General features: G+C 73.6%; 10 protein-coding genes. 5 read left to right on the forward strand and 5 right to left on the reverse strand.

The window, feature by feature from the left end; translation table 11 throughout:
- Positions 1-25: 25 nt before the first annotated feature.
- Together ACGFIG_RS23165 and ACGFIG_RS23170 are read right to left on the reverse strand one after the other, a co-directional pair.
- On the reverse strand, positions 26-1,117 hold the full coding sequence (locus ACGFIG_RS23165) for a FecCD family ABC transporter permease (RefSeq protein ID WP_393006030.1): 1,092 nt from the start codon (positions 1,115-1,117) through the stop codon (positions 26-28).
- Positions 1,114-2,160, reverse strand: coding sequence for a FecCD family ABC transporter permease (locus ACGFIG_RS23170; RefSeq protein ID WP_393006032.1), 1,047 nt, complete (start codon positions 2,158-2,160; stop codon positions 1,114-1,116). The genes ACGFIG_RS23165 and ACGFIG_RS23170 overlap by 4 nt, the downstream gene beginning before the upstream one ends.
- Positions 2,161-2,314: 154 nt before the next feature.
- Between ACGFIG_RS23170 and ACGFIG_RS23175 the strand changes: the two genes are divergently transcribed.
- Positions 2,315-2,674 carry a YciI family protein gene (locus ACGFIG_RS23175; protein ID WP_393006034.1) on the forward strand — a complete coding sequence of 120 codons (360 nt, stop codon included), beginning with the start codon at positions 2,315-2,317 and terminating at the stop codon, positions 2,672-2,674.
- A 91-nt stretch (positions 2,675-2,765) separates the two neighbouring features.
- Here ACGFIG_RS23175 and ACGFIG_RS23180 read toward each other — a convergent pair whose 3' ends face one another.
- Positions 2,766-3,206, reverse strand: coding sequence for a cytidine deaminase (locus tag ACGFIG_RS23180; RefSeq protein WP_393006036.1), 441 nt, complete (start codon positions 3,204-3,206; stop codon positions 2,766-2,768).
- Between the two features lie 171 nt (positions 3,207-3,377).
- Here ACGFIG_RS23180 and hrpA point away from each other — a divergent pair, with 171 nt between their 5' ends.
- The gene (gene hrpA / locus ACGFIG_RS23185) at positions 3,378-7,412 is read left to right on the forward strand and encodes an ATP-dependent RNA helicase HrpA (RefSeq protein ID WP_393006038.1); all 4,035 of its coding nucleotides are present in this window, start codon (positions 3,378-3,380) and stop codon (positions 7,410-7,412) included.
- 46 nt (positions 7,413-7,458) lie between these two features.
- Here hrpA and ACGFIG_RS23190 read toward each other — a convergent pair whose 3' ends face one another.
- Both ACGFIG_RS23190 and ACGFIG_RS23195 read right to left on the reverse strand, forming a co-directional pair.
- Positions 7,459-8,781: an FAD-dependent oxidoreductase gene (locus ACGFIG_RS23190; RefSeq protein ID WP_393006040.1), complete on the reverse strand. Its 1,323-nt coding sequence runs from the start codon at positions 8,779-8,781 to the stop codon at positions 7,459-7,461.
- Between the two features lie 99 nt (positions 8,782-8,880).
- Entirely contained in the window at positions 8,881-9,810 is a 930-nt protein-coding gene (locus ACGFIG_RS23195) for a LysR family transcriptional regulator (RefSeq protein WP_393006042.1), read from the reverse strand.
- 35 nt (positions 9,811-9,845) lie between these two features.
- Here ACGFIG_RS23195 and ACGFIG_RS23200 point away from each other — a divergent pair, with 35 nt between their 5' ends.
- The 3 genes from ACGFIG_RS23200 to ACGFIG_RS23210 are packed head-to-tail and all read left to right on the forward strand — an operon-like array spanning position 9,846 to position 13,277.
- Positions 9,846-10,577: a succinate dehydrogenase cytochrome b subunit gene (locus tag ACGFIG_RS23200; protein WP_393006044.1), complete on the forward strand. Its 732-nt coding sequence runs from the start codon at positions 9,846-9,848 to the stop codon at positions 10,575-10,577.
- 1 nt (position 10,578) lies between these two features.
- Positions 10,579-12,516 carry a fumarate reductase/succinate dehydrogenase flavoprotein subunit gene (locus ACGFIG_RS23205; RefSeq protein ID WP_393006046.1) on the forward strand — a complete coding sequence of 646 codons (1,938 nt, stop codon included), beginning with the start codon at positions 10,579-10,581 and terminating at the stop codon, positions 12,514-12,516.
- A complete protein-coding gene (locus tag ACGFIG_RS23210; RefSeq protein WP_393006048.1) occupies positions 12,513-13,277 on the forward strand; it encodes a succinate dehydrogenase/fumarate reductase iron-sulfur subunit in 765 nt (254 codons plus the stop codon). The genes ACGFIG_RS23205 and ACGFIG_RS23210 overlap by 4 nt, the downstream gene beginning before the upstream one ends.
- The last annotated feature ends 93 nt before the right edge of the window (positions 13,278-13,370 follow it).

The raw sequence follows: 13,370 nt of genomic DNA on the forward strand, positions 1-13,370 counted from the left end.
CACGCCTCCTTGCCAGGGTGGGACATCACGAGGACCGTCGCCGGCCGCGGAGCAGCAGGAAGATCAGGTACGGGCCGCCGATGGCGGCGGTCAGCACCCCGGCGGGCAGCTGGGTGGGGGCGAACAACCGCCGGCCACCCAGGTCGGCCAGGACCAGCAGCAGCGCGCCGAGCAACGCGGCGCCGACCAGGGGCGGTCGCTCGGCGCGGACCAGCCGGCGGGCCAGCTGCGGGGCGACCAGGGCGACGAAATCCACCGCGCCCACCTGGGCGGTGACCATCGCGGCGGCCAGCACGCCGGTGCCGGCGAGGCCGACCCGGCGGGCCACCGGGCGCAGGCCGATCCCCCGGGCGGTGTCGTCGTCCAGGGCGGTGCTGTTCAGCGCCCAGCCGGCCCAGGCCAGCACCGGCAGCAGCGCGGCCAGGGTGAGGGCGATCCACAGGCTCTCGGTCCAGCCCTTGCCGGCGAGCGTGCCGATCAGCCAGATCTGCGCGCGCAGCCCGTCGATCGGGTCGGCGGTGAGCATGACCACCTCGGTCAGGGCCCGCAGCGCGAAGGCGACCGCCACGCCGGCGAGCACGAACCGCTGGGCGGCCAGGCCGTGCCGGGCGCCGAGGGCGAACAGCAGTGCGGCGGCGACCAGCCCGCCGACCAGCGCGGCCGGCGCCACGAGCACGGCGGCGACGCCGCCGGTCAGGGCAACCGTCGCGGCGAGACCGGCGCCCTGGGTGATGCCGACGACGTCGGGGCTGGCGAGCGGGTTGCGCGCCACGCTCTGGATCAGCGTGCCGGCCACCCCGAAGGCCGCGCCGGCCACCGCGGCCAGCACCAGCCGGGGCAGCCGCAGGTCGAGGACCACCAGGTCGTACGGGGTACCGGCGCCGGAGAGGGCGCGCAGCACGTCGGCCGGGGCGACGTACGGGGTGCCCAGCGAGAGGCTGAGCACTCCTGCGGCGAGCAGCAGCACGACCAGCACGGCGGCGACCAGCACCGAGCGGCGGCGGACCTGCACGTTGAGCGGACCGATCCGCACCAGCGAACGCCCGGGCAGCGCGGTGACGCCCACCCGCCGACGGCCCACCGGCCGCCCTGCCGCCGGGGCGGTGGGGGCGCTCACGCCGTCACGACCTTCGCGCGGCGTACCAGGAAGGCCAGCAGCGGGGCGCCGACAAGTGCGGTGACGATGCCCGCGGGCACCTCCCCGGGCGGCGCGACGAGCCGGCCGACGACGTCGGCGCCCAGCAGCAGCGCGGGCCCGAGCAGGGCGGAGACCGCGAGGGTCCAGCGGTGGTCGGCACCGACCAGGGCGCGGGCCAGGTGCGGCACCGCGAGCCCGACGAAGGCGATCGGCCCGGCGGCGGCGACGGCTGCCCCGGTGAGCAGGACGGCGGCGACGCCGCCGCCGACGCGGACCAGCCCGATGCGGTGCCCGAGGCCCCGGGCCACGTCGTCGCCGAGGGCCAGCGCGTCCAGGCCCCGGGCGACCAGCGCGGCCAGGAACAGCCCGGCGAGCACGAACGGCAGCACCTGGGCGGCCACCGTGACGTCCCGGCCGGTCAGCCCGCCGACCACCCAGAAGCGGTACTCCTCGAAGGTGCGGGCGTCCATGCTGAGCAGCGCGTACACCACGGAGGCGAGGCTGGCGTCGAGGGCCGCGCCGACCAGCGCGAGGGTGACCGGGCTGGCGCCGTCGCGGGCCTTCGCGGCGACGGCGAAGACCAGCACGCCGGCGCCGAGCGCGCCGCCGATGCCGAACCAGACGTATCCGGCCAGCGTGCCCACCCCGAAGACGGAGATGGCCAGCACCACGCCGAACGAGGCGCCGGCGCTGATGCCGAGGATGCGGGGTTCGGCCAACGGGTTGCGGGTGAGGGCCTGGAAGAGGACCCCGGCGACGGCGAGCGCCAGCCCGACGACGAGGCCCAGCGCGGTACGCGGCATCCGCAGCTCCCGCACGATGGTGCTGGCCTCGCCGCCGTCGGGGGCGATCAGCGCCCGCCACACCTCGTCGACGGCCAGCGCCCGGCTGCCGAGCGCGAAGCTCGCCAGCACAGCCAGCAGCAGCACCGACGCGGCGGCGGCGACGACCGCGAGGCGGCGACCGCCACGCGCCCGGGGCCGGGTGCGGGCCGGCGCCGGCCGGGTGGCGAGGGTGGTCACGAAACTCCTGCACGTTTGAGCTTAGGGTCGCCTTACCTTAGCGGAGCACCCTGGCCGCACCTAACTGGCCGTCGTCGATCCGGGCGGCGCTGACCAGGGCGGACAGCTGCGGATCCGGGCGGACGGCGGCCCTGGCCGCCCTAGGGTGTGGGGCATGCGATTCGACCAGCACACCGTGGTGCTCCTGAGCCGGCCGTCGGACGCGCCGCAGCTGCCGCTGGACGCGGCCGACCGGTTGCGGGACGCCCACCTGGCCCACCACGCGGGGTTGGTGGAGCAGGGGCTCGTCCTGGCCGCGGGCCCGTTCGTCGACACCGACGACGAGCGCCTGCGCGGGTTCGTAGTGCTGTCCATCTCGCCGGAGGAGGCCCGTGAGCTGTACCACAACGACCCGGCCGTACGGGCGGGGCGACTGCGCGTACGGGTGATGAGCTGGATGGTGCCGGAGGGCATCCTGCGCTTCGAGAGCGTGCCGTTGCCCCGGTCGATCCTGGAGGCCGCCGCCGGCGACTGACGGCGCGGCGGCGGGCATCGGTCGGGCCGCCGTCGGCGGGTCGGGCGCCGCCCGCCGACGGCGCGCTGGCCGTAGCGGTGCCCGAGACGCGTCAGTCGGCCGGGCGGGGCGCGGGGAGCGGGCCGGTCGGCCCGTCGAGCTGCTGGTCGGCCCAGACGTACGTCTCGGGCAGCAGCTCGGCGACGTGCACCACGCGCAGCGCGTCCATCGGCCCGACGATGACGCGGACGGTCGGGAAGTAGTCGCGCAACACCTGCCGGCAGCGCCCGCAGGGCGGGATCACCCCGCGCCCCCGGTCGCCCACCGCGACGATCGTCTCCAGCTCGGTGACGCCCTGGGTGGCGGCGGCGCCGACCGCCACCACCTCGGCGCAGGGCCCACCGGTGAAGTGGTAGACGTTGACCCCGGTGAAGACCCGGCCGTCGGTGGTCCGCGCGGCGGCGGCGACCGTGTGGTTGTCGCTGCGGCAGCGCAGCTTGGCGACCGCCGTGGCGGCCTGCACCAGGGCCCGGTCGGTGTCGCGCATCGTCATCCCCATCCCCCGTGGCCAAGGTCGGTCGGCGCCCCACTCTAGACCGGCGGAGCGCCCCCGCGCGCCCCTCGCCGGACGCCGCCGACGGGCGTGACCACGGGCGGGCGGTGCGGCGGTGCGGCGGTAACCCGGGGGCGGTCCGGCCGGCGGCTGCCTATCCTTGGCGACGACATGCAGAATCCAGCCGCACCCGCCGCGACCGACCCCGTCCGCGAGCTGCACCGCCGCCTCCGTCCGCTGATGTTCCGCGACCAGCGCCGCCTGCAACGGCGCCTGGACGGGGTACGCCGGCTGCGCGACCCGCAGCGCCGGGAGTCGGCACTCGACGAGATCGCCGCCGACGTGGCGCGGGCCGAGGCGGTGCTCGAGCACCGGCGGGCCGCCGTACCGGTGATCACCTATCCGGCCCAGCTGCCGGTCAGCGAGCGCAGGGACGACATCGCCGCCGCGATCCGCGACCACCAGGTGGTGATCGTGGCCGGTGAGACCGGCTCCGGCAAGACCACCCAGCTGCCGAAGATCTGCCTGGAGCTGGGGCGCGGCGTCACCGGCCTGATCGGGCACACCCAGCCGCGCCGGCTGGCCGCGCGTACGGTGGCGGACCGGATCGCCGAGGAGCTCGGCACCGAGCTGGGCGACGTGGTCGGCTACAAGGTGCGCTTTGCCGACCAGGTGAGCGACCGCAGCCTGGTGAAGCTGATGACCGACGGCATCCTGCTCGCCGAGTTGCAGACCGACCGGATGCTGCGCCAGTACGACACGCTGATCATCGACGAGGCGCACGAGCGCAGCCTCAACATCGACTTCATCCTCGGCTACCTCCGGCAGCTGCTGCCCCGCCGACCCGACCTGAAGGTCATCATCACCTCGGCGACCATCGAGACCGAGCGCTTCGCCCGGCACTTCGCGGGGCCGCCCACCGCCGACGAGCCGGACGGCGTACCGGCGCCGGTGGTCGAGGTCTCCGGGCGCACGTACCCGGTCGAGGTGCGCTACCGGCCGCTGGTCGAGGTGGCCGAGGGCAACGACGACGGGGAGGACGAGGAGAACGTCCGCGACCAGATCCAGGCCATCGGCGACGCCGTCGAGGAACTGGCCGCCGAGGGGCCCGGCGACATCCTGGTCTTCCTCAGCGGCGAGCGGGAGATCCGCGACACCGCGGACGCGCTGGGCAAGCTGGTGGAGAAGAAGCCGGCGCTGCGCGGCACCGAGATCCTGCCGCTGTACGCCCGGCTCTCCACCGCCGAGCAGCACCGGGTCTTCGCCCCGCACGCCGGGCGCCGGGTGGTGCTGGCGACCAACGTCGCGGAGACCTCGCTCACCGTGCCCGGCATCAAGTACGTGGTGGACCCGGGCACGGCCCGCATCTCCCGCTACAGCAGCCGGCTCAAGGTGCAGCGGCTGCCGATCGAGCCGGTCTCCCAGGCGTCGGCCAACCAGCGCAAGGGCCGCTGCGGGCGCACCTCGGACGGCATCTGCGTCCGCCTCTACGACGAGCAGGACTTCCTGTCCCGGCCCGAGTTCACCGACCCGGAGATCCTGCGTACCAACCTCGCCTCGGTCATCCTCCAGATGACCTCCATCGGGCTGGGCGACGTCGCCGCGTTCCCGTTCATCGACCCGCCGGACCGGCGCAACATCGCCGACGGCGTCAACCTGCTGCACGAGCTGGGCGCGCTGGACCCGGCCGAGACCGACCCGGCGAAGCGGCTCACCGCGCTGGGCCGGCGGTTGGCCCAGCTCCCCGTCGACCCACGGCTGGCCCGGATGGTCGTCGAGGGCGAGCGCAACGGCTGCGCCACCGAGGTGATGGTGATCGCCGCCGCGCTGTCCATCCAGGACCCGCGCGAGCGGCCCGCCGACAGGCAGGCCCAGGCCGACCAGGCGCACGCCCGGTTCACCGACCGGGAGTCGGACTTCGTGTCGCTGCTCAACCTGTGGCGGCACCTGCGCGAGCAGCAGCGCGAACTCTCCTCCAGCGCCTTCCGCCGGATGTGCAGGGCCGAATTCCTCAACTACCTGCGGGTGCGCGAGTGGCAGGACATCGTCAGCCAGCTGCGTCAGGTACTGCGTACCTCCGAGCAGGGTGGCGGGCGACCGGCGCGCAACGCCGACGGCGGACGCCGGGGCGGCGCGGACCTGCCGGAGGAGATCGACACCCCGAAGGTGCACCAGTCGCTGCTGGCCGGCCTGCTGTCGCACGTCGGGCTGAAGGACGCGCAAAAACACGAGTACCTGGGCGCCCGGGGCGCGAAGTTCGCCCTCTTCCCCGGCTCGGCGCTGTTCAAGAAGCCGCCGCGCTGGGTGATGGCCGCCGAGCTGGTGGAGACCTCCCGCCTCTGGGGCCGGGTGGCCGGCCGGGTCGAGCCCGAGTGGGTCGAGCCGCTCGCGCAGCACCTGGTCAAGCGCAGCTACAGCGAGCCGCACTGGGAGAAGAAGCAGGCGGCCGTGATGGCGTACGAGAAGGTGACCCTCTACGGCATCCCGCTGGTCACCTCCCGGAAGGTCAACTTCGGCCGGATCGACCCGGCGCTGTCCCGGGAGCTGTTCATCCGGCACGCCCTCGTCGAGGGCGACTGGCAGACCCACCACCACTTCTGGCGGGACAACCAGCGGCTGCTGGCGGAGATCGAGGAGTTGGAGAACCGGGCCCGCCGCCGCGACATCCTCGTCGACGACCAGAGCGTCTTCGAGTTCTACGACGCGCGGATCCCCGCCGACGTGGTCTCCGGGCGGCACTTCGACGCCTGGTGGAAGAAGACCCGCCGGGAGCAGCCCGACCTGCTCACCTTCACCCGGGAACTGCTGGTCAACGCCGGTCGCACCGGCGTGGACGAGACCGACTACCCCGACGAGTGGTCCGCCGACGGGGTGAGCCTGCCGCTGACCTACCGGTTCGAGCCGGGCACCCCCACCGACGGCGTGACCGTCGACATCCCGCTGCCCCTGCTCAACCAGGTGCCGGCGGAGAGCTTCGACTGGCAGGTCCCCGGGCTGCGCGAGGAGCTGGTGATCGCGCTGATCCGCTCGCTGCCCAAGGCCGTGCGCCGCAACTTCGTCCCGGTGCCGGACTACGCGCGCGCGGCGCTGGCCGCGATGCCCGCCGGGGAGGAGCCGCTGCTGGACGCGCTGACCCGGCAACTGCGCCGGATGACCGGCGTCACCGTGCCCCGCGACGCCTGGGACACCGAGCGGCTCCCCGCGCACCTGCGGGTCAGCTTCCGGGTGCTCGACGAGGAGAACAAGCCGGTCGCCGAGGGCAAGGACCTGCCGGCCCTGCAACGCCAGCTCAAGGCGGAGGTACGCCAGGTGGTGGCCGCCGCCGCCCCGGACGTGGCCCGCACCGGGCTGCGCGAGTGGAGCGTCGGCGCGCTGCCGCGCACCATCGAACAGGTGCGCGCCGGGTACGCCGTGACCGCGTACCCGGCCCTGGTCGACGAGGGCGACACGGTCGGCGTGAAGGTCTTCGACTCGCCGGCCGAGCAGGAGGCCGCGCACTGGGCGGGCACGCGGCGGCTGCTGCGGCTGACCGTGCCGTCGCCGGCGAAGTTCCTCCAGGGGCGGCTGAGCAACGAGGCGAAGCTCGCCCTGAGCCGCAACCCGCACGGCGGCGTGCAGGAGCTGATCTCCGACGCGGCCGGGGCGGCGATCGACAAGCTGATCGGCGACGCCGGCGGCCCGGCCTGGGACACCGAGGGCTTCGCCGCCCTGCGGGAGAGGGTCCGGGCCGACCTGGTGGACACCGTGGTCGAGATCATGGACCGGGTACGCCGGGTGCTCGCCGCCGCGTACGCGGTCGAGCAGCGCCTCGGCGCCACGAGGAACCTGGCGGTGGTGGCCGCGCTGGCCGACATCCGGGCCCAGCTGAACGGCCTGGTGCACAAGGGGTTCGTCACCGAGACCGGGTACGCGCGCCTGCCCGACCTGCTGCGCTACCTGACCGCGATCGAGCGGCGGCTGGACCGGCTGCCGGGCAACCCGCAGCGCGACAAGCAGCAGCAGGACCGGATCGCGGTGGTGCAGAAGGAGTACCAGGACATGCTCGCCGCGCTGCCGCCGAGCCGCCGGCAGTCGACGGCGGTCCGGCAGATCCGCTGGATGATCGAGGAGCTGCGGGTGAACGTGTTCGCCCAGGCGCTGGGCACCCCGTACCCGGTGTCGGAGCAGCGGATCTACCGGGCGATGGACGAGGCCGAGGGCAGGTAGGGCGGCACGCCCGCCCCCGTCGGGCGGCGCGTCGGCGTCGGCACGGTCAGGGCGCGGACGCCGGTGCCCCGCGCAGCACCCGCAGCAGCACCGGTGGCGAGAGCAGCCGCGTCGGCGGGTCGACGAGGTTCACCACCCGCAGGAACGCCGCGCCCAGCGCCGGGTCCCGGGTCGCCGCCGCGTGCAGCCGGCCCACGTACGCGTTGACCAGGCGTACCCGCGGCGAGCGCCGGCCGGGCACCTCGGGGAAGCGCAGGTCGGTGCCGACCGCGATGGACCAGGGCCCGTCGATCAGCCGGGCCGCGCCCCGGAAGAACCGCCGGGCGAGCCGTTCGGGCGAGCGGCGCAGCAGCCGGCGCAGCAGCAGGGCCTCCAGCGCCGCCACCGTCATGCCCTGCCCGTAGACCGGGTTGAAGCTGCACACGGCGTCGGCCACCACCAGGTAGCCGGCCGGGAAGCGGCGCAGCCGCTCGTAGCGCCGCCGCACGCTGGCCGGGAACTTCATCGTCGCCGGCGGGCTCTCCGGCTGCGCCGTACGCAGCAGGTCGGCGATCTGCGGGGCGGCGAGGGTCTCGGCGAAGGCGGTCATGCCCTCGTCGTCGGCCGGCGGTTCCTCGCCGAGCATGCCGCTGAGCGCCACGGCGAACCGGCCGTGCTCCTGCACGGCGACGATGCCGCCCCGGGGCTGGCCGGGCACGGCGTTGGTGAGCGCGCCGAGCAGCCCCTCCAGGTGGTGCGGCTCCCGTCGGTAGGTGCGGGTGAGGTAGGTGACGCCGACCTTGACGCGTTCCTCCGGCGCCGGCCGGTAGCCCAGCTCGGCCAGCCACACGGGGCTGCGGGTGCCCCGGCCGCCGGCGTCGACGACGAGGTCGGCCGCGAGGGTGCTCGGCTGCCCGTCGCGGGGGCGCAGCCGTACGCCGGTGACCCGCCCCCGGTCGGCGCTGGTGGTGAGCCCCGCCACCTCGCAGCCCGGCACGATCCGCACCCCGGGCAGGGCGGCCACCCGCTCCCGCACGACCTGTTCCAGCAGCGGCCGGCTGACCCCGATGGCGAACAGCGGGGACGGCGCCCGCCGCATCCGGTGGCCGTTGTTGTACCAGTGGACCTGCTCGTGCAGATCGACAGTGGGTACGCCGCGCGCCGTCAGCTCCGCCGAGATCCCGGGCAGCAGTTCCTCGAGCGCCTGCCGGCCCCGGGTCAGCAGGACGTGCAACTGCCGCCCCTGCGGTACGCCCCGGCGGCTGTCCGCGCCCTCGGGCAGCACGTCCCGGTCCACGAGGGTGACCCGCTCGTACGCCTCGGTGAGTGCGCGGGCGGTCAGCAGTCCGCCCATGCTGGCGCCGATCACCACGGCGCTGCCCGTTGCCATGCGGGCAGCGTAGGCAGGCGGACGGGGGCCGGTCGTCTTCCGTCGTGCGCACCCTGGCGCGGGCGGGCGGGGACGCCGACCGGGCCCGCGCCGGCGGCCTCAGAGCGGCTCGAAGCCCGGCGGCAGGTCCCCGTCGGCGGTGGCGTCGCGCACGTACTCCAGCAGTATCCGGCGCAGCTCCCGGCCGGCGTGGGTGGGCACGACGTCGCGGCGCCGGGCGACCGCGATGGTCCGCCGGACGCCGGGCGGGGCCAGCCGGGTGACGCGTACGCCCGGCCGGCGGACCACCACGATGCCGGGGACCAGCGCGACGCCCAGCCCGGCCTCGACGAAGCTCAGCACCGCGTCCATCTCGCCGCCGTCGACGGCGATGGTCGGGTCGAAGCCGGCCTCCCGGCAGGCCTGGAGGGTGGCGTCGCGCAGGTCGTAGCCCTCCCGGAACATCACCATCGGCTGGTCACGCAGGTCGGTGACGCGCAGCTGGTCGCTGCCCGGCGCCACCGGCAGTTCCTCGACGGAGGCGACCACCAGGCTCTCCCGCAGGATGGGGTCGGCGCGCAGGCCGGGGTCGATGCCCTGCGCCGGCATGATGATCAGTGCGAGGTCGAGGTCGCCGCGGAGCAGGCCGCGGACGAGGTCCTGCGAGCCGCTCTCCTCGACCCGCAGGTCGATGGTGGGGTGGGCGTCGCGGAAGCGGCGCAGCACCGGCGGGGCGAGCGAGGTGACGAGGCTGGGGGTGGCTCCGAGCCGGACCCGGCCGCGGCGTAGGCCGACGAGTTCCTGCACCTCGCGGGTCGCGGTGTCCACGTCGGCCAGGATCCGCTTGGCCAGCGGCAGCAGCACCTCACCGGCCGCGGTGAGCGCGATGTTGCCCCTTACCCGCTCGAACAGGGGGGCGCCGAGGCCCTCCTCCAGGGCGTGAATTTGCTTACTCAAGGAGGGCTGGGTGATGCCGACGATGTCGGCGGCTTGGGTGAAATGTCGCACTTCCGCCACCGCCACGAAGTACTTCAGCTGATGGAGCTGCATCTACATAGCTTATAGCTATCAAGACTGCGAGTTCGATGCATTGGACGACTGAATCAAGTACTCCTAGCGTCGATCGCGTGGTAGTCACGAGAACCCGGTCGCCCATCCGCTCCAGCGTCGGCCTGAAGGCCGTCATGGCGGTGACGGGCATCATCCTGGTGTCATTCCTGATCGCGCACATGCTCGGCAACCTGAAGATCTTCACGGGGGCGGCCTCGTTCGACCACTACGCGCACTGGCTGCGCGAGATCGGCACCCCGCTGCTGCCGGGCGTGTGGTTCCTGTGGATCATGCGGATCGGCCTGGTGGTGGCGGCGGTCGGCCACATCTGGGCCGCGACCGCCCTCGCCGTACGCGCCCGCGCCGCCCGCCCGGTGCGGTACGCGCACCGCAAGAAGGTGCAGGGCAGCTACGCGGCCCGCACGATGCGCTGGGGCGGGGTGATCATCCTGCTCTTCGTGGTCTACCACATCCTGGACCTCACCACCGGCACGCTGAACCCGGTCGGCGACCCGAACCGGCCCTCCGCCAACGTGGTGGCCGACTTCGCCCCGGAACGCTGGTACGTGACGCTCTTCTACACCCTGGCGGTGGTCACCCTCGGCTTCCACCTGCGCCACGGCCTGTTCAGCGCGCTGCGCAGCCTCGGCCAGCAGACCCCGAGCGGCGAGCGGCGGGCCCGGGCGGTGGCCCTCGGCTTCTCCGTGGCGCTCTGCGCCGGCTACCTGGCGGTCCCGTTCGCCGTACTCACCGGATTGGTGTCCTGACATGGATCTCTACCGCGAGGGCGACCCGATCGCCGACACCAAGGCTCCCGACGGCCCGATCGAGACCCGCTGGGAACGCCGCCGCTTCGAGGCCAAGCTGGTCAACCCGGCCAACCGCCGCAAGCTGACCGTGATCGTGGTCGGCACCGGCCTGGCCGGCGGCTCGGCCGCCGCCACGCTCGGCGAGCAGGGCTACCGGGTCAAGACCTACTGCTACCAGGACAGCCCGCGCCGGGCACACTCCATCGCGGCGCAGGGCGGCATCAACGCCGCCAAGAACTACCGCAACGACGGCGACTCGGTGCACCGCCTCTTCTACGACACCGTCAAGGGCGGCGACTTCCGCTCCCGGGAGTCGAACGTGCACCGGCTGGCCGAGGTCTCGGTCAACATCATCGACCAGTGCGTAGCCCAGGGCGTCCCGTTCGCCCGCGAGTACGGCGGCCTGCTGGACACCCGCTCCTTCGGCGGCGCGCAGGTGCAGCGCACCTTCTACGCCCGGGGCCAGACGGGCCAGCAGCTGCTGCTCGGCGCGTACCAGGCGCTGGAGCGGCAGATCGGCCTCGGCAACGTGGAGATGAACACCCGCCACGAGATGCTGGAGCTGATCGTCGTCGACGGCAGGGCCCGGGGCATCGTGGTGCGGGACATGGTCACCGGCGAGATCACCACGGAGTTCGCCGACGCCGTCGTGCTCGCCTCCGGCGGCTACGGCAACGTCTTCTACCTCTCCACCAACGCCAAGGGCTGCAACGTCACCGCCACCTGGCGGGCGCACCGCAAGGGCGCGTACTTCGCCAACCCCTGCTACACGCAGATCCACCCGACCTGCATCCCCGTCTCCGGCGACCACCAGTCGAAGCTGACGCTGATGAGCGAGTCGCTGCGCAACGACGGCCGGGTCTGGGTGCCCAAGGCCAAGGGCGACACCCGCAGCCCGCGGGACATCCCCGAGGACGAGCGGGACTACTACCTGGAGCGGATCTACCCCTCCTTCGGCAACCTGGTCCCCCGCGACATCGCCTCCCGGGCCGCGAAAAACGTCTGCGACGAGGGACGCGGCGTCGGCCAGACCGGGCTCGGTGTCTACCTCGACTTCTCCGACGCGATCGACCGGCTCGGCCGCAAGGCCATCGAGGCCAAGTACGGCAACCTCTTCGAGATGTACGAGCGGATCACCGGCGAGGACCCGTACGAGGTGCCGATGCGGATCTACCCCGCCGTGCACTACACGATGGGCGGCCTCTGGGTCGACTACGACCTCCAGTCGTCCATCCCGGGCCTGTTCGTGATCGGCGAGGCGAACTTCTCCGACCACGGCGCGAACCGCCTCGGCGCCTCGGCGCTGATGCAGGGTCTGGCCGACGGCTACTTCGTGCTGCCGAACACCGTCGCCCACTACCTGGCGTCCGGCCCGTTCGAGAAGGTCGACGCCACGCACCCGGCGGCCGTGCAGGCGCGCGCCGACGTCGAGGACCGGATCCAGCGGCTGCTGGCCGTCGACGGCGACCGGACAGTGGACTCGTTCCACCGCGAGCTGGGCCAGATCATGTGGGAGCACTGCGGCATGGAGCGCAGCGAGGCCGGGCTGCGCAAGGCGATCGACGAGATCCGCGCCCTGCGCGAGCAGTTCTGGCAGCGGGTCCGGGTGCCGGGCACCGGCGAGGGGCTCAACCAGTCGCTGGAGAAGGCCGGCCGGGTGGCCGACTTCTTCGAGCTGGCGGAGTTGATGTGCATCGACGCCCTGCACCGCGAGGAGTCCTGCGGCGGTCACTTCCGGGCCGAGCACCAGACGCCCGACGGTGAGGCGGAGCGCGACGACGACCGCTTCGCGTACGTGGCGGCGTGGGAGTTCACCGCCACCGGCGAGCCCTCGGTGCTGCACAAGGAAGACCTGAACTTCGAATACGTCCACCCCACGCAGCGGAGCTACAAGTGAACCTGACCCTGCGCATCTGGCGCCAGTCCGGCCCCGAGGACAAGGGTCGGATGGTGACCTACAAGGTCGACGACGTCTCCCCGGACATGTCCTTCCTGGAGATGCTCGACGTCCTCAACGAGCGGCTGATCCTCGCCGGCGAGGAGCCGGTGGCGTTCGACCACGACTGCCGCGAGGGCATCTGCGGCATGTGCGGCCTGATGATCAACGGCGACGCGCACGGGCCGCAGCGCGGCACCACCGCCTGCCAGCTGCACATGCGGCAGTTCTCCGACGGCGACACGATCGACATCGAGCCGTGGCGGGCCCGGGCCTTCCCGGTCATCAAGGACCTGGTGGTCAACCGGGGCGCCTTCGACCGGATCATCGCGGCCGGCGGCTACATCACCGCGCCGACCGGCAGCGCCCCCGAGGCCCACTCGACCCCCGTCGCCAAGGCCAACGCCGACGCCGCCTTCGAGGCCGCCGAGTGCATCGGCTGCGGCGCGTGCGTCGCGGCCTGCCCGAACGGCTCCGGCATGCTCTTCACGGCGGCGAAGGTCACCCAGCTCTCGCTGCTGCCGCAGGGCCAGCCGGAGCGCTTCACCCGGGTGATCGGCATGGTCGACGCACATGACGAGGCCGGCTTCGGCGGCTGCACCAACGCCGGCGAGTGCACCGTGGTGTGCCCCAAGGGCATCCCGCTGAACACCATCGGCCGGCTCAACCGCGACTACCTGGTGGCCACCTCGAAGCGGGGCGACAACACCCCCGGCTCCTGATCCTCCGCACGTCCCGCCGGCGACGCCGGTGCAGGGCCGCCGCGATCCTTCGAACGCGGCGGCCCTTGCCGTACCACCTGCCCGGCCGCCGGA

The sequence above is a fragment of the Micromonospora sp. NPDC049048 genome (genome assembly GCF_043197615.1).
Taxonomy (GTDB): Bacteria; Actinomycetota; Actinomycetes; order Mycobacteriales; family Micromonosporaceae; genus Micromonospora.

What these genes read in the sequence shown, in the direction of transcription:
- ACGFIG_RS23175 (WP_393006034.1), top strand. Translation starts at nt 2,315, where the DNA reads ATGCGATTCGACCAGCACACCGTGGTGCTCCTGAGCCGGCCGTCGGAC.
- ACGFIG_RS23180 (WP_393006036.1), bottom strand. Translation starts at nt 3,206, where the DNA reads ATGACGATGCGCGACACCGACCGGGCCCTGGTGCAGGCCGCCACGGCG.
- hrpA (WP_393006038.1), top strand. Translation starts at nt 3,378, where the DNA reads ATGCAGAATCCAGCCGCACCCGCCGCGACCGACCCCGTCCGCGAGCTG.
- ACGFIG_RS23190 (WP_393006040.1), bottom strand. Translation starts at nt 8,781, where the DNA reads ATGGCAACGGGCAGCGCCGTGGTGATCGGCGCCAGCATGGGCGGACTG.
- ACGFIG_RS23195 (WP_393006042.1), bottom strand. Translation starts at nt 9,810, where the DNA reads ATGCAGCTCCATCAGCTGAAGTACTTCGTGGCGGTGGCGGAAGTGCGA.
- ACGFIG_RS23200 (WP_393006044.1), top strand. Translation starts at nt 9,846, where the DNA reads ATGCATTGGACGACTGAATCAAGTACTCCTAGCGTCGATCGCGTGGTA.
- ACGFIG_RS23205 (WP_393006046.1), top strand. Translation starts at nt 10,579, where the DNA reads ATGGATCTCTACCGCGAGGGCGACCCGATCGCCGACACCAAGGCTCCC.